General features: G+C 73.5%; 15 protein-coding genes. 9 read left to right on the forward strand and 6 right to left on the reverse strand.

Annotated features, from left to right (window positions below):
* Positions 1-145 precede the first annotated feature (145 nt).
* Both ACFXGI_RS03840 and ACFXGI_RS03845 read right to left on the reverse strand, forming a co-directional pair.
* The gene (locus tag ACFXGI_RS03840; protein ID WP_384702825.1) at positions 146-1,243 is read right to left on the reverse strand and encodes a phosphatase PAP2 family protein; all 1,098 of its coding nucleotides are present in this window, start codon (positions 1,241-1,243) and stop codon (positions 146-148) included.
* Between the two features lie 261 nt (positions 1,244-1,504).
* A complete protein-coding gene (locus tag ACFXGI_RS03845; RefSeq protein WP_384702828.1) occupies positions 1,505-2,620 on the reverse strand; it encodes a hypothetical protein in 1,116 nt (371 codons plus the stop codon).
* A gap of 292 nt (positions 2,621-2,912) precedes the next feature.
* On the opposite strand from ACFXGI_RS03845, the gene ACFXGI_RS03850 reads away from it, so the two are divergent.
* Together ACFXGI_RS03850 and ACFXGI_RS03855 are read left to right on the forward strand one after the other, a co-directional pair.
* Complete coding sequence (locus ACFXGI_RS03850) at positions 2,913-4,577, forward strand: MFS transporter (protein WP_384702831.1); 1,665 nt, start codon at positions 2,913-2,915, stop codon at positions 4,575-4,577.
* 95 nt (positions 4,578-4,672) lie between these two features.
* On the forward strand, positions 4,673-5,842 hold the full coding sequence (locus ACFXGI_RS03855) for an acyl-CoA dehydrogenase family protein (RefSeq protein WP_351771731.1): 1,170 nt from the start codon (positions 4,673-4,675) through the stop codon (positions 5,840-5,842).
* A gap of 9 nt (positions 5,843-5,851) precedes the next feature.
* Here ACFXGI_RS03855 and ACFXGI_RS03860 read toward each other — a convergent pair whose 3' ends face one another.
* The gene (locus ACFXGI_RS03860) at positions 5,852-6,301 is read right to left on the reverse strand and encodes a cell division protein SepF (RefSeq protein ID WP_327282719.1); all 450 of its coding nucleotides are present in this window, start codon (positions 6,299-6,301) and stop codon (positions 5,852-5,854) included.
* Positions 6,302-6,583: 282 nt separating this feature from the next.
* Between ACFXGI_RS03860 and ACFXGI_RS03865 the strand changes: the two genes are divergently transcribed.
* The 4 genes from ACFXGI_RS03865 to ACFXGI_RS03880 all read left to right on the forward strand — a co-directional run bounded on the left by ACFXGI_RS03865 (position 6,584) and on the right by ACFXGI_RS03880 (position 10,701).
* On the forward strand, positions 6,584-7,906 hold the full coding sequence (locus ACFXGI_RS03865) for a DUF5685 family protein (protein ID WP_384702835.1): 1,323 nt from the start codon (positions 6,584-6,586) through the stop codon (positions 7,904-7,906).
* 79 nt (positions 7,907-7,985) lie between these two features.
* Entirely contained in the window at positions 7,986-8,816 is an 831-nt protein-coding gene (locus ACFXGI_RS03870) for a DUF1684 domain-containing protein (protein ID WP_384702838.1), read from the forward strand.
* A 148-nt stretch (positions 8,817-8,964) separates the two neighbouring features.
* Positions 8,965-9,840 carry a S1 family peptidase gene (locus tag ACFXGI_RS03875; protein ID WP_384702840.1) on the forward strand — a complete coding sequence of 292 codons (876 nt, stop codon included), beginning with the start codon at positions 8,965-8,967 and terminating at the stop codon, positions 9,838-9,840.
* Between the two features lie 81 nt (positions 9,841-9,921).
* The gene (locus tag ACFXGI_RS03880) at positions 9,922-10,701 is read left to right on the forward strand and encodes a hypothetical protein (RefSeq protein WP_384702843.1); all 780 of its coding nucleotides are present in this window, start codon (positions 9,922-9,924) and stop codon (positions 10,699-10,701) included.
* A gap of 6 nt (positions 10,702-10,707) precedes the next feature.
* Here the strand turns inward: ACFXGI_RS03880 and ACFXGI_RS03885 are convergent, their stop codons facing one another.
* Positions 10,708-11,586, reverse strand: a complete 879-nt coding sequence (locus tag ACFXGI_RS03885) for an alpha/beta fold hydrolase (RefSeq protein ID WP_384702846.1) — start codon at positions 11,584-11,586, stop codon at positions 10,708-10,710.
* Between the two features lie 34 nt (positions 11,587-11,620).
* On the opposite strand from ACFXGI_RS03885, the gene ACFXGI_RS03890 reads away from it, so the two are divergent.
* Complete coding sequence (locus ACFXGI_RS03890) at positions 11,621-12,673, forward strand: iron-containing alcohol dehydrogenase (protein WP_384702849.1); 1,053 nt, start codon at positions 11,621-11,623, stop codon at positions 12,671-12,673.
* On the opposite strand, the gene ACFXGI_RS03895 is transcribed toward ACFXGI_RS03890, so the two are convergent.
* A complete protein-coding gene (locus ACFXGI_RS03895) occupies positions 12,670-13,227 on the reverse strand; it encodes a TetR/AcrR family transcriptional regulator (RefSeq protein ID WP_384703409.1) in 558 nt (185 codons plus the stop codon). The two genes, ACFXGI_RS03890 and ACFXGI_RS03895, sit on opposite strands and share 4 nt — an antisense overlap.
* A 221-nt stretch (positions 13,228-13,448) precedes the next feature.
* Between ACFXGI_RS03895 and ACFXGI_RS03900 the strand changes: the two genes are divergently transcribed.
* Together ACFXGI_RS03900 and ACFXGI_RS03905 are read left to right on the forward strand one after the other, a co-directional pair.
* Positions 13,449-14,858, forward strand: a complete 1,410-nt coding sequence (locus tag ACFXGI_RS03900) for a purine-cytosine permease family protein (RefSeq protein WP_384702852.1) — start codon at positions 13,449-13,451, stop codon at positions 14,856-14,858.
* A gap of 54 nt (positions 14,859-14,912) precedes the next feature.
* Complete coding sequence (locus tag ACFXGI_RS03905) at positions 14,913-16,568, forward strand: amidohydrolase (protein ID WP_384702855.1); 1,656 nt, start codon at positions 14,913-14,915, stop codon at positions 16,566-16,568.
* Between the two features lie 232 nt (positions 16,569-16,800).
* Here the strand turns inward: ACFXGI_RS03905 and ACFXGI_RS03910 are convergent, their stop codons facing one another.
* Positions 16,801-17,898, reverse strand: coding sequence for a DUF3533 domain-containing protein (locus ACFXGI_RS03910; protein WP_384702858.1), 1,098 nt, complete (start codon positions 17,896-17,898; stop codon positions 16,801-16,803).
* Positions 17,899-18,035: the final 137 nt, after the last annotated feature.

The raw sequence follows: 18,035 nt of genomic DNA on the forward strand, positions 1-18,035 counted from the left end.
CTCCGGGGGGGGGGTGGCCCGGGGGGTCACCCCTAAGGGGCGGCGGCGGGGGGGGGGGGGCCCGGCCCCGCCTCGGTGGTGCGGGGTGAAGTGGTGCGTACCGCCCCGCGGTGTTTCGTACGGCCTGCGTCGCCCGTACGGGGCATCAGCCGCCGGTGGCCGGCCGGGCCGCGGCCCGGGCCGTGGCGGCGGGCCGCTCGGCGTGGGCCGGACGGCGGCTGCCGGCCGGCGTGACCGGGGTCCGCTCGGACCGGATCAGGTGCGGCCGGCCGGAGACGTGCGCGGCGGCCCGGGGCACCGGGGCGTGCGCGGAGCCCGCGGCGGCCGCCTGCGCGGACGCCGGGACGGGCGCGGCGGAGGGCTCCGGCGGACCGGCGGGGCCGGTCGCGGGGGCGCCGTCGGCGAGCCGGAGCTGCCACTTGCCGCCCGCGGAGAGCAGCGGGGTGAGCGCGGTGGCGACCGGGACGGGCACGGTTCCGGTCTCCAGCCGGCGGCGCAGCCGCTCCCGCAGCGCGAAGACCCGGGCCTCGACGCCGGCGATCAGGGGCTCGAACCAGGGCAGCGCCAGCATGATCAGCAGGCCGGCGGTCCAGCCGAGCAGGACGTCGCTCACCCAGTGGGTGCCGAGATACACGGTGGTGGCGCCGACGCTCAGCGAGACGACCGCGGAGAGGATGGACAGCACCCGGCGGGTGACCGTGGTGGACGCCAGGTAGGCCAGGATCCCCCAGGTCACGACGGCGTTCGCGGTGTGGCCGGAAGGAAATATATCGCCGCCGGCGAAGAGTTCGGCGGAGCCGATCTGCGTGGCGTAGTGCGGACCGAGCCGGCCGAGGCCGAGCTTCACCGAGCCGACGGTGATGTTGAGCAGGAGCAGGGCGACGCCAAGGGCGATCAGCGGGCGCAGGGTGTGCTGGCGCCAGGAGCGCCAGCCGAGCCAGGCCGCGACCATCACCGCCGTGGGCCCGCGCTGGCCGAGGACGACCAGGTAGTCGAGGAAGGCGTGGATCTGCGGCCACTGCTCGTACGGCCGGAAGAACATGACCTGCCAGTCCAGGCGGACGAGCCAGGACGTGGTCAGGACGGCCACCACGATCGCGAGGTAGAACGCGAGGGTCGATCCGAGGAGCACGACGCGGTGCCGGCTCATCTGCGGTGTTTGCAGATGAGCCGGTCGCTCTGGTTCCCGGTCCAGCCGGGCGAACACCCGCTCCAGACGGGTCAGGATTTGGTCGGTACGCACTCAATCGACGTTACCGCGCGCCGATGGGCAGCCCGGTCGAATCAGGGGCTTTGTGATGACCATGTGATGTGGAGTTGGTCTCACGTGGAGCTTAATTCCGGGGATTCCGGCATTAGTTGGAGCCGCCTTGATCCAATGCCCTGGCCATTCTTTCGCATACGCAGCCGCGCTTTATCACCGCAGCTCAATTACTTTGCTGAAAGATGGATCGGAATGATCCATTCCGTTACGTGGTCCCACCACGGGCGCCGGGGCGAGCCCCTACGGAGGCCCCGACCCGTTCAGCCAGAAGGCCCCGTACAGCGCCGACGCCAGCGCCGCCGCCCCCAGCACCGCGACCGCCCGACCGGTCCGCCACCGGGCCAGCGCCACCGCCGCCGGCAGCAGCAGCGGGAACGCCGGGAGCAGCAGCCGCGGCTTGGAGCCGAAGTACCCCGACGCGCAGAGCGCCAGCGCCACGACGATTCCGCAGTAGACGAGGAGCGCGGCCGGCTGGCGCCGGCGTACGCACAGCCCGTACAGCCACAGCACCAGCACGACCCCCGCGATCAGCCCGATCCCGGCGGGCGCGGCGGAGGAGGCCAGCTTCGCCCCGATGAACCGGGCGAACGCCCAGCCGCCGTCGAAGCCGTTGCCCCAGCCGCCCTGCACGTCCAGGTAGCCGAGCAGCCCGTCGTCGGTGCGCGCCCCGACCCACAGCACGTACGCGGCCGCGCCCAGCGGAGCCAGCACCGCCCCCGCCGCCGTCCGCCAGGACCGCTCACCGCCCCGCCACGCCAGAGCGGCCGCCACCCAGACCGCCGCCACCACCGCGGCGCCGACCGGGCGGGTCAGCCCCGCCCCGGCCGCGAGCAGGCCGGCCGTCAGCCACCGGCCGCGCAGGGCCCCGTACAGCGCCCAGGCGGCCAGCGCCGTGAACAGCGACTCGCTGTAGGCCATGGACTGCACGATCCCGACGGGCAGCGCGGCCCAGACCCCGGCGGCGAACACCCCGGCCCGGCGGCCGTACAGGAGATCGGCGACGGCGAAGATCCCCCAGGCCGCCGCGAGCCCGGCCACCACCGAGACCACCAGTCCCGCGGATCCGTACGACAGCCCGGTCGGCGCCGAGACCAGCCGCTCCAGCCAGGGCAGCAACGGGAAGAAGGCCAGGTTCGAGTGGACGTCCCCGTTCGGGAGGTGCACCTCGTAGCCGTACCCCTCGGCGGCGATGCGGGCGTACCAGAGCGAGTCCCAGCGCGCCGACAGCAGCGTGTGCGGACTGCTGCCGACGGCCGCGCACCAGAGCGCGAGCACGGCAAGCCCGAGCAGCCGGACCGCCGCGAAGACGGCCAGGGCGGGCGCGGCCCGGCGAAATCCAAGATCCTTCACGGGCATGATTATCGGTGGCGTCCGCGCGTGCCGTCGGCGCAGAACCACGGGTCGTGACCGCGCGTGTACACGGAGGAGGGGAGAGGGGGCGGGCGGGGTGGAGCGAGTGGCGCACACCACACCGCGGCCGTCGCCGGGGTGAGAGCTTGGCCACGTGTCGGACAGGCGAACTCGCGTACGCTGTCGCTTCACTCGCGTGTCGATGCCGGACCCCGTAGGACGCCGCTCAGTGCACCACCGCCGTGGCTCCGCAAACGCTGGTCCGCCGAGTGCGAGCGATCATCTGGGAGGTACATGCATGTCGGGGACGAACGCGGCCGCCGTCCGGCTGAGGCTGCGCGCCGCCTCCGGCGGGACCAACCGCTGGCTCGTCCTCGGGGTCCTCTGCGTCAGCCTGGTCCTCGTCGCGCTCGACGCGACGATCCTGCACGTCGCCGTCCCCTCCGTCACCGAGGACCTGCGCCCCGGCCCGGTCGAGCTCCTGTGGATCGTCGACGCCTACCCGCTGGTCTGCGCGGCCCTGCTGATCCTCTTCGGCACCCTCGGTGACCGGGTCGGCCGCCGCCGGATACTCCTGCTCGGTTACGGGCTCTTCGGCGCGGCCTCCGCGCTGGCCGCCCTGGCCGACAACGCCCAGGTCCTGATCGCCGCCCGCGCGCTGCTCGGCGTCGGCGGCGCGATGATCATGCCGGCCACCCTGTCGATCCTGCGGCAGGTCTTCCCCGACCGGCGCGAGCGGGCCCTCGCCATCGGCATCTGGACCGCCGTCGCCGCCGTCGGCGCGGCCAGCGGACCGGTCCTCGGCGGGTTCCTCGTCCAGCACTTCTGGTGGGGCTCGGTCTTCCTCATCAACATCCCGCTCATGGCGCTGATCCTGCCGATCGGGCGCTGGCTGCTGCCGGAGTCGCGCGGCACCGCCGACGGGCCGTGGGACGTGGTCGGAGCGCTCATGGCCGCCGCCGGCGTGCTGGGCTTCGTCCTCGGGGTCAAGAGGATCGGCGCGGAACGCCGGCTCTTCGACGCCGAGGCGCTGGTGCCGCTGCTGCTGGGCGTGGCGCTGCTGATCTTCTTCGTACGGCGGCAGAGGCGGCGCACGCACCCGCTGATCGACATGCGGATGTTCTCGCGCGCCGCGTTCTCGACGTCCGTCGGCTGCATCGTGCTCGCCATGCTGGCGCTGGTCGGGCTGGAGCTGATCGCGGTCCAGTACCTGCAGCTGGTGCTGCACCTCAGCCCCCTGGAGACCGGGCTGCGCCTGCTGCCGCTGACCTTCGCGGCCATGGCCGCCGGGGCCACCGGGTCGTACACGCTGGCCCGGATCGGGCCGCGGACGATGGTGTCGCTGGGCTTCGTGCTGACGGCGTTCGCCGTGCTGCTGCTGACGTTCATGGGTCAGCACGACCGGCCGGTGCTGCTCACGGCCGGGTTCATCCTGCTCGGCTCCGGTCTGCAGACCACGCTGTTCGCGGCGTACGAGTCGATGCTGAGCGAGGCGCCCGCGGCCACGGCCGGCGGGGCGGCTTCCATAGGCGAGACCTCGTACCAGCTGGGCGCGGGGATGGGCATCGCGCTGCTCGGCAGTGTCATGAACGCGGCCTACGCTCCGGGGCTGACGCACGTCCCGGGGGTGTCGGCGTCGGACGCGGCGGGGGCCGCGAACTCCCTGGGCGAGGCGTACCAGATCGCGGGGGCGCTCGGGGGCGCGGCGGGGGAGTCGCTGTACGCCGCGGCGCGGCAGTCGTTCGTGCACGGGCTGCACGTCACGCTGGTGGTCAGCGCCGGGCTGTTGCTTGCGGGGGCCGTGATGGCGCTGAAGCTGCCGCGGGTGATGGAGTGTCCGGACCCCGCCGAGTGCGATGCCGGCGCCGAGCCGGTGCGGCTCCCCGCCCAGGCGGGCCCCGACGCCGCGCGCGTCCCCGCTGCCGCGCAGCCGGACCGCGACCCGGCTCCCCGCCCGGCCTGACCGCCGCGCGGGCAGGTGGGGGTGGACCGCGGGCGGCCGCGAGGACAAACTTGCACCGCTAGGTTTCGAACCGCAGGTCCGCACCAGGAGGCGCCGTGCCCTTCGTACCCACCGATCCGCTCGGGATCGACGAGCTCCTCGCGCCCGAGGACCTCGCCATCCGCGACACCGTGCGCGGCTGGGCCGCAGACCGGGTGCTGCCGCACATCGCCGGGTGGTACGAGAGCGGCGAGCTGCCCGGGATCCGGGAGCTGGCGAGAGAGCTCGGGGCCCTCGGGGCGCTCGGGATGTCGCTGGAGGGGTACGGCTGCGCCGGGGCCTCCGCCGTGCAGTACGGGCTCGCGTGCCTGGAGCTGGAGGCCGCCGACTCCGGGATCCGGTCCCTCGTCTCCGTACAGGGCTCGCTCGCGATGTACGCGATCTGGAAGTACGGCTCCGAGGAGCAGAAGCAGCGCTGGCTCCCCGGCATGGCCGCGGGCGAGCTGATCGGCTGTTTCGGGCTGACCGAGCCCGACGTCGGCTCCGACCCGGCGGCCATGCGCACGTACGCGAAGCGGGACGGCACCGACTGGGTGCTGAACGGGCGCAAGATGTGGATCACCAACGGCAGTGTCGCGGCCGTGGCCGTGGTGTGGGCGCAGACCGACGAGGGGATCCGCGGTTTCGCCGTCCCCACCGACTCGGCCGGGTTCTCCGCACCCGAGATCAAGCACAAGTGGTCGCTGCGTGCCTCCGTGACCAGCGAGCTCGTCATGGACGACGTACGGCTGCCCGCGGACGCGGTGCTTCCCGGGGTCACCGGGCTCAAGGGGCCGCTGGGCTGCCTCAGCCACGCGCGGTACGGGATCATCTGGGGGGCCATGGGCGCGGCGCGCGCCAGCTTCGAGGCCGCGCTCGACTACGCGAGGACGCGCGAGCAGTTCGGCAGGCCCATCGGCGGCTTCCAGCTCACCCAGGCGAAGCTCGCCGACATGGCGCTCGAACTCCACAAGGGCATCCTGCTCGCCCACCACCTGGGCCGGCGGATGGACGCGGGCACCCTGCGGCCGGAGCAGATCAGTTTCGGCAAGCTCAACAACGTCCGCGAGGCCATCGACATCTGCCGCACCGCGCGGACCATCCTCGGTGCCAACGGGATCTCGCTCGAATACCCCGTCATGCGGCACGCCACGAACCTCGAGTCGGTGCTCACCTACGAGGGCACCGTCGAGATGCACCAGCTCGTGCTGGGCAAGGCGCTCACCGGGCTCGACGCCTTCCGGTGAGGGCCCTGCTCAGCTCTGGTTGAAGAAGTCGCGCGAGCGGCCGGCGGGCTCGCCGCTCACGATCTGGGTGTCGGCCGGGGTCAGCAGGAAGACCCTGGTCGCCACCCGCTCGATCGAGCCGCGCAGGCCGAAGGTCAGACCGGCCGCGAAGTCGACCACGCGCTTGGCGTCGGCCGGGTCCATGGACGAGAGGTTCACGATCACCGGGACGCCCTCGCGGAACAGCTCGCCGATGCCGCGGGCGTCACGGAAGCCGTCCGGGGTGACCGTCGCGATCCGCCGGCCCTGATCGACGGCCGACTCGGACGCGACCTTGACACGGGGGTCGGTGACCCACTGGTCGCCGGGGCCCGAGACGGAACCCTGAGCGGCCTCCGCGTAGTCGTCGTCGTAGTAACGCTCGTCGTCGCTGTCCTCCACGAGACCCAACCAGGCACTCGCCTTGCGTACCGAACCCATGGACGCCTCCTTTCACCGCGGTCGGTTGTCTTCTCTCCGCTGCCCCTATGGTCGTCCATGATGCTGACAACGCGCCAAGTGGATAGCCGCCGCGCAGGGTTTTCGTGACGGTACTGGTGCAGAACATCCGTTGCACCGTCAAGCTTCCTGGCGGCTACCGCTGCTGTCTGAGTGAAAATACGACCGCTGCCGCCGTGTGGGTGACCGACACGGACGTATGGGTGAACGATCCCGCTCGATACGATGCGCATCACGCACGCGTATGACACACGGGGGACCGGTTTGTTCGGCATCGTCAGACCCTGCTCGCACCGGCTGGGAGAGCGCTTCAAGACCGAGTGGATGGCCCATCTCTGCGGGCTGTGCCTGGCACTTCGCGCGGATCACGGACAGTTCGCCCGGATCGTGACCAACTATGACGGCCTGCTCGTCTCCGTCCTGACGGAGGCTCAGTCCGGACCGGCGCCCGGCTCGCGGCGCACGGCCGGCCCCTGCCCGCTGCGCGGGATGCGGACCGCGGCGGTGGCCAAGGGAGAGGGCGCGCGGCTCGCGGCCGCCGTCTCGCTCGTCCTCGCCTCGGCGAAGGTACGGGACCACGTGGCGGACCGGGACGGGCTGTTGGCCCGCGCGCCGATCGCCGCCGCCGCGCGCAAGGTGGCCCGCGGCTGGGACCGGGCCGGCGCCCGTGCCGGGGCCCGGATCGGCTTCGACACGGCCGTCCTCGTCGACGCCGTGGACCGGCAGGAGGGCATCGAGGCGCTCGCCGGGCCCGGTACGCCGGTGCTCGTGGTGACCGAGCCCACGGAGACCGCGACCGCCGCCGCCTTCGCCCATACCGCGCAGCTGGCGGGACGGCCAGGCAACGCCCCCGCGCTCGCCGAGGCGGGCCGCTACTTCGGGCGTCTCGCGCACCTGCTGGACGCGGTCGAGGACCAGGCCGCGGACGCCGCCGCGGGCGCCTGGAACCCGCTCACGGCCACCGGGACCCCGCTCGCCGAGGCCCGGCGGCTGGCCGACGACGCCCTGCACGGCATCCGGCTGGCGCTGCGCGAGGTCGAGTTCGCGGACGCCGGGCTGGCCCACCGGCTGCTCGTGCACGAGCTGAAGACCTCGGTGGACCGGGCCTTCGGGGTCAGTGGCTGCGCGCACACGGGCGGGCGCGCGGACATGAACGCCGCGGGGCAGGGCGGCCACGGGGCGCCGCCGCAGGGCTACGGCCCGGGGCAGGCGGGCCCGTACGGCAGTGGTCCGTACGCCGGTCAGGGCGGTCAGGGCGGCACCCCGTACGGCGGGAATCCGTACGGCGGTGGAGGCGCGGGCGGGCCCGGCGGGCCGTGGCTGCCCGGGCCGCCCATGGGACCCGGCGGCGGCCTGCCCCCGCAGAAGCCGCGCCGCGGGCTGCTCGCCGGCTGCGCGGTCTCCATCGGGCTGTTCTGCACCTGCCAGCTGTGCTGCACCGACCACGAGGGCCCGTGGTCCCGCAAGAAGCGGGACGCGTGGTGCGAGGCCTGCGACTGCGGCAACGGCTGCCCCGACTGCAGCGGCTGCGGTGACTGCTGCAGCTGCGACGGGTGCTGCTGCGACGGGTGCTGCTGCGACTGCTGAGGCCCGGTCAGACACCCACGGGGCCGGACGGCGTACAGGGGAGATTCCCGTCCGGGTCCGTGTGGAAGGGTTGAGCGGCATGAGCGATGACTCAGATGACGCAGACGATCCGAAGACCGCCTGGCGGAAATGGCACGAGCATCGGGTGGCTTCCGTGTCCGCCCCCTACGGCCCTCTCTCCCTCATCGGCACCCACTGGCTCTCGGACTACCCGGAAGGTCGAATTCCGGCCGTTCCGGGGCGTTGGCGCGCCATCGAGGGCGGGGTGGCGCTGAGCGCCTCCACCGAGGACGGCCTCGGCCTCGACGGCGAGCCCTTCACCGGTGACGCCGTACTCGCCGCCGACGAGGCCCCACCCGCGCACTCCCGGGTCGCCGCCGCCCACGACCTCCGGATCACCGTGATCCGGCGCGAGGGGGAGTGGGCGGTCCGGGTCTTCGACCCCGGCTCCGCGGCTCGGCGCGCCTTCGCCGGCATCGAGGCCACCCCGTACGACCCGGACTTCGTGCTGCCGGGGCGCTTCCGGCCGTATGCCGAGGACCGGACCGTCCAGGTGGCGAACGTCGACGGGCGGGCGCGCGGGTTCGGTCTCGGCGGCGAGCTGAGCTTCGCGTACCGGGGCGCCGAGCACACCCTGCAGGTCGCCGTCGACGAGGACGACGGCAGCCTCTGGGCCGTGATCGGCGACGCCACCGCAGGGAGCTCCAGCTACCGCTTCCGCTTCCTCAAGCCGGGGGTTCCGGACCCGGTGGACGGCTCGATCACCGTCGACTTCAACCGGACCGTGCTGCCGCCCTGCGCCTTCGCCGACCATTTCATCTGCCCGTTCCCGCCACCCGGGAACACCCTGCCCTTCGAGGTCGCGGCAGGCGAGCGGAGGCTGAAAGATGCCCTTGCCGCCCGAATCTGACGCCGAGACACTCCCGACAGCGCCTTCCGAGGGCTTGTCAGGGGCACGACGAAATCCTGTGCGCCCGCCGTACCCCCGGCTGCGCCTGACGGGCTCCGGCGCCCCCCACTGTCCGCCGGGCCCCCGATCCCTCCCGGGAGGACGAGAAGTGAGGATCAAGAGCATCACCCGTACCCGGCTGCTCGCCGTGGCCGCCGGCCTGGCGGCCGTCGCCGGGCTCGCCGCCCCCACCGCGGCGAGCGCGGACACCGGCTTCAGCGCGGCGCGGCTCGCCGCGGCCGGAGCCTCCGTCCAGCGCGCCGACGTCGCCGGCACCGCCTGGTACACCGACCCGGCCGGCGGAACCCTCGTGGTCACCGCCGACTCCACCGTCTCCGCCGCGGACATCGCCAGGATCCGCAGCGAGGCCGGAGCCGACGCCGGGGCCCTGCGCATCGAGCGCACCCCCGGCAAGCTGCGCAAGCTGATCTCCGGCGGCGACGCCATCTACACCTCGGGCTGGCGCTGCTCGCTCGGCTTCAACGTGCGCAGCGGGAACACGTACTACGTGCTGACCGCCGGGCACTGCACCGACGGCGCCGGCACCTGGTGGACGAACTCCTCGCACACCACCACCGTCGGCTCGACCGTCGGTTCGAGCTTCCCGACCAACGACTACGGCCTGATCAAGTACGCCAGCAGCTCGCCGGTGCCGCCGGGCACCGTCGGCAGCCAGGACATCACCAGCGCCGCCAACGCCACCGTCGGGATGTCCGTCACCCGGCGCGGCTCCACCACCGGCACCCACGGCGGCTCGGTGACCGGCCTCAACGCCACGGTCAACTACGGCGGCGGCGACATCGTCTACGGCATGATCCGCACCAACGTCTGCGCCGAGCCCGGCGACAGCGGCGGTCCCCTCTACTCCGGCACCCGCGCCATCGGCCTCACCTCCGGGGGCAGCGGCGACTGCACCTCGGGCGGCACCACCTTCTTCCAGCCCGCGGTCGAGGCCCTCAGCGCCTACGGCGTGAGCGTGTACTGACCCGTCCGCCCTGCGGCACAATGAGCCCCCGCCCGACTCCCGGGCGGGGGCTCGTCTTTCGGGGGAATAGGAGTAGCGCACATGGCCGGTGCACCTTCCGCGCGGGGAGGCTCCGCATCCGACGCGCAGCGGCGGATCCGGCGCAACCGCTGGCTGTTCACCGCACCCCTGGTGCTGCTCTGCCTCCTGGGTGTCGTGCTCGTCTGGGAGATCGTGCGCGGGAACATGTCCGAAGCCTCCCGCGCCCACTGGCCCTGGCGGCTCCAGCTGATGGGCGCCGAACCCCTCGCGAGCCTGCTGGCCGTCGCGGCCGGCGCGGTCCTGGCCCGCGCCCAGTACGCCCGTACGGTACGGCCGATGCTGGGGTGGCGCTCCGAGTACGTGGCGGGGGAACTGCCGGGCGAGTCGAAGGCCTGGAGGACCGGAGTCCTCAACGGCGGCCAGCACAACGTGGGGGTGCATCGCGTCGACTACTTCGTGGTGATGCAGGGCGATCCGTCCGACGGGCGGCCGGTCCCCGAGGGGGCGTGGCTGAGCTTGGGCGAAGCCGGTGAGCGGCTGGGCGAGGTGGGGCTGCGGCCCGCGGTCGAATTCCGCCTGGTCAGCTTCGGGGCGGGATTCCCGCTGGTGGCGACCGGTACGTACGAGACGATAGCCGTGGGGGTGTTCTCGAAGCGGTTCATCGACGAGGTGCGGGCGCTCCACATGCGCATCCAGGTGGTGGACAGCGTCGGGGACATGCACGAGCGGGTCATCGACTGCCTCAAGGGGGCCCGGGAATCGGTGGCCGCGCCCGTGGAGCAGCCTCGGGCGGCTGCACCGACGGTGCCCGTCCCCCGGACCGCGCCGCCCGCCGGATGACACCCCTTACGGGGACACCCCCTGAGCCCGCAGCCAGTCCAGCGCCTCCGAGAGGGCGTACTGCGCCGCGAAATGGCCGGCTCCGGGCTTGAGCACCGCCGTGCCGTGCCCGATGCGTTCCGCGAGCCAGTGGAAGTGACCCACGGGGGAGAAGACGTCCTCGGCGCCGTGCCAGAGCATGACGGGCCCGGTGATCCCTCCCGGGTCGAAGCCCCAGGGCCGGCGGAACGCGAGGGAGTCGTCCAGCCATCCGTACGCGGAAGTCCGCAGCGCCTCACGGAAGTTGTCCAGGACGGTCCGGCGGACCCGGTCGTCGGCCAGGACCCGCAGGTCCGCGGCAGGGAGGTCCCCGCGCAAGTCCTCGAGCAGCCGGCCGGGATCCCGGCGGATCTCCTCCGCCCGGGCGGTGAGGCGCAGCTCCAGCGCCGCCGGGTCGTGGTCCGCGAGCGTGTAGTGCTCCACGTTGTACGGGGTCATGCCGGCGTACCAGTCGAGTCCGGCGCCTTCGCGGGGCGCCATGCCGACCAGGCAGGCCGTGGCCGTCACCCGGTCGGGGAGCAGGGCCGCGCAGGCGAGCGCGTGCGGGCCGCCCCCGGACCGGCCGACGACCGCGAATCGGCCGACGCCGAAGGCGTCCGCGACGGCGGCGGAGTCGGCGGCCGCGTCGGCCACGCATCGCCCCGGTGCTCGGCCGGAGTCCCCGTAGCCGGGCCGGTCGTAGGCGAGGAAGCGGACGTGCGGATGGCGCTCGGGGGCGTCGCCGAGCGCGACGCCGAGGCGGCTGCCCGGCATGCCGTGGTGCAGCAGGACCGGTGAGCCGTCGGGAGCCCCCCACTGCTGTGCGATCACCTTCCGCCCGCCGCCCCGGCCCACCTCGATGCGCATCCCGGCTCCCTCCCGCTCCGACGCCCCGTCTCCGATGGAAGCACGGCCGGTATGCGGCGGGGCGGGAGATGCGGGGAACGAGACGGTGGACGGACTCGTCCAGCGGGCGCCGACGGCGCTCGGCCGGTTCGAGGCCTTCGACCAGGAGCAGGTCGCCCACATCGTCAAGAAGGCCTCGCCGGCCGCCTTGGGGCAGCACGGTGAACTGGCCCGGCTCGCCGCCGAGGAGACCGGCCGCGGGCTGTTCGAGGACAAGGCCGTCAAGAACCTCTTCGCGTGCGAGCACGTCGTGAACTCGATGCGCGGTCCGAAGACCGCGGGCGTCATCCGGCGCGACGAGCTGAACGGCATCACCGAGATCGCCGAACCCGTCGGCGCCGTCTGCGCGATGACCCCGGTCGCCAACCCGGACTCGACCACCGTCTTCAAGGCGCTGATCGCCCTGAAGACCCGCAACCCGATCATCTTCGCCTTTTCCCCGCGCAGCGCTGCTCGGCCGAGGCGGCCAGGATCGTCCGGGACGCCGCTGTCGCGGCCGGCGCCCCCCGCCGACTGCGTGCAAGGGGTCGAGCAGCCCTCCATGGAGGCCACCGGCGCCCTCATGAACCACCCGGGCGTCTCCACCGTCCTCGCCACCGGCGGCAACGCGATGGTCAAGGCCGCCTACTGCGTGGCTCACGGCCGGGCCGGCGCCCTGCTGCTGCCGCATGTGATCCGGCACAACGGGACGGTCTGGCACAAGGCCACCCCGTGGCCGAAGGCCGGGGTCCACCGGGCCCCGGAGCGTTGCCAGGAGATCGCGAGGATGCTGGGCCTGCCTGCCTGCCTGCCTGCCGCGACCCCGGCCGAGGGCGTCGAATCGTACGCCCGCGCCGTCGAGGAGCTGCACGCCTGGTGCGGGATCCCGGCCTCGTTCGCGGAGGAGGGCGTGGGCGGGCAGGCCTTCCCGGAGGCCCTGCCGGCGCAGGCCGTGAACGCGTACGCCGACCGTGCGCGCCGACCGCCTGACACCAGATCACCGGGAACGCAAGGGCCCGCCCGGGCGCACGGAAACTCCCTGGCGGGCTTTCCGTGCACCCCCTCCTAGGTGTGCGGGACGAGCAGGGCCGCCGCCGAGCGGGCCCGCTCCAGGGACGCGGCCCGGTCGGCGCCGCGCTGCCCGAGCACCACCCGGGTGCTCAGCCCGTCCAGCAGCGCGAGCAGCTCCGAGGCCCGGGCGGGTACGTCCAGCGCGGCGGCGAAGCGGCCCTGGTCCACGCCCTTCGCGAGGAGGGCCTCCAGGTCCCGCTGCCAGCCGTCGTCGATCTCCTGCTGGGCGGCGCGCAGGTCCTCGTTGGCGGGGGTGCGGGGCCACAGCTCGATCCACAGGGTCCAGCGCGGATCGCGGGGGCCGCGCGGCAGGTACAGCTCCAGGAAGAGCGCGAGCTTGCGGTGCGCGGTGACCCGGCGTGCCAGCAACAGCGTGCGCTCCGCGGCGAGTCGGTCCTCGCTCCAGCGCAGGGCGGCCAGCAGCAGCCGGTCCTTGCTGCCGAAGTAGTAGAGGATGTGGCCGCCGCTGGTGCCGAGCCGCTCGGCGAGCGCGGACATCGTCAGCTCCGCCAGACCGCCCTCGGCGATCGCCGCCATGGCCTCCTCCAGCATCCGCTCCTGGGCGATCCGCCCGTCGCGCCGCCGTGCCGACCCCGCTGCCCCGGCTGCCCCGGCTGCTCCCGCCACCCCTGCCGCCTTCCCGATCTTCGTGGCCCGACCTTATCCCGGACAGGGTCTTGACGCGGTCCCGATCGGCGGCGCATCTTGAATGCCATTCAAGAACTTAGAACGTCATTCAAGGTTCAGCGGGTCCACAGTCAGGGGTACGGCGCATGACGCAGCAGGATGCGACGCAGGAGACGACGGCCGACGTCGACGAGGTGTTCCGGGTCGAGACCCACGGCATCGACCCCATCCCCGACGCCGAGCGGCACGGCGGCGCCCAGGACCTCTTCTGGCTCTGGTTCGGCTCCAACCTCACCTTCACCTACGTGATCAACGGCGCCCTCGCCGTGGCCTTCGGCCTCTCCTTCTGGCAGGCCACCGCCGTCGTCGTGATCAGCGGACTGTCCTTCTTCGCGGTCAGCGCCGCCGGGCTCAGCGGCATCCGCACCGGCACCGCCACCCTCGTCATCTCCCGGGCCGCCTTCGGCGTCCGCGGGAACTTCCCGGCCGGCGTCCTGAACTGGGTGGTGAGCATCGGCTACACCATCGTCAACACCGTGGTCGGCACGCTCGCCCTGGAGGTGTTCTTCGCCGAGGCCGGCCTCGGCGAAGGCACGGCGGTACGGGCCCTGGCGCTCGGGATCACCCTCGCGCTCACCTTCGCCGTCGCGATGTGGGGCCATGCCACCGTGCAGTTCGCCGAGCGCTGGATGGCCTACGTCCTCGCCCTCGGCTTCGGCGCGCTGCTCGTCTTCCTGCTGCCCGGCGCCCAGACCGCCGCCCCCGCCGGAGCCGCAGCCCCGGGCCTGTCCGGCTGGAGCCTGGCCTTCGTCGTGATGCTGGCCGGGCCCTTCTCGTACCTGCCGATGCCCGCCGACTACACCCGCTACCTGCCCCGGACCACCTCGCTGAAGTCGATCACCTGGATGGGCGCGCTCGGCGGGTTCGTCTCCTCCGTCGCCCTCGGCGTCGCCGGGGTCGCCGCGGCCACCCGGACCGACATGACCGACGCCGTCGCGGGGGCCGAGAGCCTGCTTCCGGGCTGGTTCCGGCCGGTGTTCCTGGCCCTCGTGCTCGGCGGCTCCGTCACCAACTCGATCATCACCCTCTACTCCTCCAGCCTGAACCTCCAGGTCCTCGGCATCCCGTGGAGCCGGGCCCGCGCCATCGTGATCAGCGCCGCGGTCACCGCCGCCGGTTCGCTCGCCGCGCTCTTCCTGACCGACTTCACCACCTCGCTGCTCTCCTTCCTCTCCCTCCTGATCATCGTGTTCGCGCCCTGGGGCGGGGTCTTCCTCGCCGACATGCTGCTGCGCCGCTGCCGCTACGACTCCGACGCGCTCCATGCCGGGAGCGCGGGCGCCTACTGGTACCGGGCCGGCTATCACCCCGCCGGCCTGGCCGCCCTGCTGGCCGGCATGGCCTTCGCGGCGCTGACCTGCGATTCCGAGCTGTGGACCGGCCCGCTGGTGGCCCCGCTCGGCGGCGCCGACCTGACCCTGCTCGGCTCGGTCGTCTCCGCGCTCACGTACTGGGCCCTCGCCCGCCGGGTGCCCGCGTACGTCCCGGCCGCCTGACCCCTCGTACCGCCCTCCGCCCCCTCCGCCCCCCTCTGCACAGGAGCACCACCCATGCCGCACCCCTTCCCCGCCGACCTGCTGCTCACCGGAGCCCGGATCCACACCGTCGACCCGGACCTGCCCGAGGCCGAGGCCCTGGCCGTGTCCGACGGCCGGATCGTCTGGCTCGGCCCGGACGCGGAGGCCGCCGCCTGGGCGGGCCCGGACACCGAGCGGATCGACGCGGGCGGCCGGCTGGTGCTGCCGGGGTTCGTCGACGCCCACAACCACGTCCGGCTCGGCTCCGACGACGCCTGCGTACAGCTGGCCGGAGTACGCACCCTGGAGGCGATCCTCGACCGGATCGGGGCCTGGCGGGAGGCGCATCCGGACGCCGAGTGGATCGAGGCCGAGGCCTTCGACTACTCCGCGATCCCGGGCGGGCGGATGCCCACCGCCGCCGACCTGGACCCGGTCACCGGGGAGGTCCCGGCGGTCGTGCTCTCGTACGACGTGCACACCGCCTGGCTGAACACGGCCGCGATGCGCCGCCTCGGGGTCGCGAAGGACCGTACCGACCTGCCGTTCGGCACCGCGGCCGTCGATCCGCAGACCGGCGAGCCCACCGGCTTCGTCAAGGACTTCGCGATCAAGGGGCTCTCCCGGGACGGCCACCGGGCGCTGCGCGAACTCGGCGTGCCGTGGGCCTCGCCGGACCGGCAGTACGGGCGCCTCGCCAAGAGCCTGGACGACGCGATCGGCTTCGGCATCACCACGGTCGTGGAGCCGCAGAACTCCCTGGACGACCTGGAGCTGTACGAGCGGGCCCGCGCCGAGGGCCGGCTGCGCTCGCGGATCGTGGCGGCGCTGTTCCACCCGCGCGGTACGACCGAGGAGGAGCTCGACGCGTTCGCGGCGGCGGCCCGCATGTACCCGGGTGACCGGCTGCGGGTCGGGCCGCTCAAGCTGTACATCGACGACGTGGTCGAGCCGCGCACGGCCGCCCTGCTGGAGCCGTACACCGGGTGCGGGGCGCACCGGGGCGAGACCTTCTACCCGGCGGAGGAGTTCGCGGAGCTGCTGGCGCGCCTCGACGCGCGCGGGTTCCAGTGCTTCGTGCACGCCACGGGCGACCGGGGGATCCGTACGGTGCTCGATGCCGTCGAGCACGCCCGTGCGGTCAACGGGCCGCGGGACGCCCGCCACCAGGTGGTGCACGTGGAATGCCTGGACCCGGCGGACGTGCCGCGCTTCGCCGGGCTCGGGGTGGTGGCCTGCATGCAGCCGCGGCACTGCGCGCCGGAGATCGCCGGGCCGGGTCAGGACTGGGCGGAGAACGTGGGCGAGGAGCGCTGGCACAAGGCGTGGCCGATGCGGAGCCTGGCCGAGGCGGGGGCGGTGCTGGCGTTCTCCAGCGACTGGAACGTGGCCGAGATGGACCCGATGATCGGGATCTACACGGCGGTCACCCGCCGCCCGCTGGACGGCGGGGACCCGTGGCAGCCGGCCGAGACGGTGGACGTGGCGACGGCGGTGTACGGCTACACGATGGGCTCGGCCTACGCCAACTTCCTGGAGGCGGACCGGGGGTCGCTGACGGTGGGCAAGGCGGCGGACTTCGTGGTGCTGTCCCGGGACATCCTGGCCGTGGCCCCGGAGCGGATCCCGGGCACGGTGGCCGAGACGGTGGTGGTCGCGGGCGAGGTGGTCCACAAGGCCCGGGTGTAAAACTGCCGGACGTTGGTTGCACACGGGTCTCCGAATGGACGGAGATCTGCCATGCCCCCTTCGCTGAAGCCGGTGAGGCCGAGCGCGCCCGGCTGGGCCAGGGCGCTCGGCTCCATCGGCTTGACGGAGACGGCCTGGGCGGCGGGGCCCTGGCGGTTGCGGAACCCGAGGAGGCCGTTGCCGTGCTCGCTGCCGCTCGTGCCGCCGCTGCTCGTGCTGCCGCCCGGGGTGCTCATCGAGCCGCCGCCGCCCCTTCACCGTCCGGCGCGTCGTCCGGGAGCCCACTGCCCACGGCGGCCCCCGGGCGACCCCTGCGGAAGACCGCGCAGGTCACGGTGACGGCCGAGCCGAGCACCGCCCAGGCGGCCAGCACCAGCACCGGCCCGGCCGCCGCACTGCCCTCGAAGTACGTGATCGAGCGCGCGGCGTACGTGCCCGCGCCCGGTGGCAGGGCCGGGCCGATGGCCCTCCAGAACGGCGGCAGCAGCGGATACGGGTAGGCGCCGCCCGCGCTCGGATTGCCGAACACCACCACCAGCAGGATCGCCAGGCCGATGCCGACGACGCCCGCCACCCCCTGGAAGGCCAGGGTGATCGCCCCGACCGCGAAGACGACGAGGGTGCCCAGCCCCCACAGGGCCATGATGCCGCCGGGGAGCGCGCCCAGGACCGGGCCCGCGATGACCGTGCCGAGCAGCCCGGCGGCGATCGCGTACAGCAGCAGCGCGCCGAGCCGGATGAAGGCGCGGGGGGAGTTGGCGGGCCGGGCGCCGGCGCTGATCGCGAGGATCGCGGCGCACAGGTAGCCGCCGACGCACCAGCCGATGACGAGGTAGAAGGCGCTCAGGCCGCGTGCGTCGCCTGCGGCGGCCGGGGCCACGTCGACGACCCGCACGGCTCTGCCCCGGGCCTGCTCGACGCGGCCGACGACCTGTTCGAGGGCCTGCGAGAGCGAGGCGCCGGCGCCGCTCGCGACCAGCAGCCGGTCGGCCGGGGCGGCCGGGTCGATGACCAGCGCCCCGTCCACGTCCCGGTCTTTCACCTCCGCCGTCGCGGCCGCCTCGTCCTGGACCGCGTGCGGGTCGAGCGGTTTCCCGGGCAGGTCGGCGAGCTGCTGCGCGGACTGCTCGGCGACCGGCCGGGCGGGGGCGGCCACGGCGATCGGGATCTCGCTGGGCTTCGGCTGGTGGAAGGCCCCGATGTAGGAGGTGACGAAGGCGAGCTGGAGCGCCAGTACCCCCACGAGCAGCAGGGCGGCCCGGACGGTCACGGCGTCCTTGACCTCGGCGAGGAACCCGGCGGACGGAGGCGGGGAGGTGGGCTGGGTCATGACTCACACGCTCGGCGTACGGGGGACGGCACGCAGCAGGGGCGGGCCGAATGGATGACGGGGTGGGAGGCGGCCCGACCAGCAGGGTCTTCGAACGAATGTTTCGCACGGATATTCGAATTGCTCTATGGTGGAGA

Origin of the sequence: Streptomyces sp. NPDC059355, from assembly GCF_042752335.1 — a bacterium.
In the GTDB taxonomy this organism is placed as follows: domain Bacteria; phylum Actinomycetota; class Actinomycetes; order Streptomycetales; family Streptomycetaceae; genus Streptomyces.

Coding starts and splice junctions, on each gene's coding strand:
- ACFXGI_RS03900 (WP_384702852.1), top strand. CDS start 13,449: ATGACGCAGCAGGATGCGACGCAGGAGACGACGGCCGACGTCGACGAG.
- ACFXGI_RS03890 (WP_384702849.1), top strand. CDS start 11,621: ATGGAAGCACGGCCGGTATGCGGCGGGGCGGGAGATGCGGGGAACGAG.
- ACFXGI_RS03850 (WP_384702831.1), top strand. CDS start 2,913: ATGTCGGGGACGAACGCGGCCGCCGTCCGGCTGAGGCTGCGCGCCGCC.
- ACFXGI_RS03870 (WP_384702838.1), top strand. CDS start 7,986: ATGAGCGATGACTCAGATGACGCAGACGATCCGAAGACCGCCTGGCGG.
- ACFXGI_RS03895 (WP_384703409.1), bottom strand. CDS start 13,227: ATGCTGGAGGAGGCCATGGCGGCGATCGCCGAGGGCGGTCTGGCGGAG.
- ACFXGI_RS03860 (WP_327282719.1), bottom strand. CDS start 6,301: ATGGGTTCGGTACGCAAGGCGAGTGCCTGGTTGGGTCTCGTGGAGGAC.
- ACFXGI_RS03845 (WP_384702828.1), bottom strand. CDS start 2,620: ATGCCCGTGAAGGATCTTGGATTTCGCCGGGCCGCGCCCGCCCTGGCC.
- ACFXGI_RS03885 (WP_384702846.1), bottom strand. CDS start 11,586: ATGCGCATCGAGGTGGGCCGGGGCGGCGGGCGGAAGGTGATCGCACAG.
- ACFXGI_RS03880 (WP_384702843.1), top strand. CDS start 9,922: ATGGCCGGTGCACCTTCCGCGCGGGGAGGCTCCGCATCCGACGCGCAG.
- ACFXGI_RS03905 (WP_384702855.1), top strand. CDS start 14,913: ATGCCGCACCCCTTCCCCGCCGACCTGCTGCTCACCGGAGCCCGGATC.
- ACFXGI_RS03910 (WP_384702858.1), bottom strand. CDS start 17,898: ATGACCCAGCCCACCTCCCCGCCTCCGTCCGCCGGGTTCCTCGCCGAG.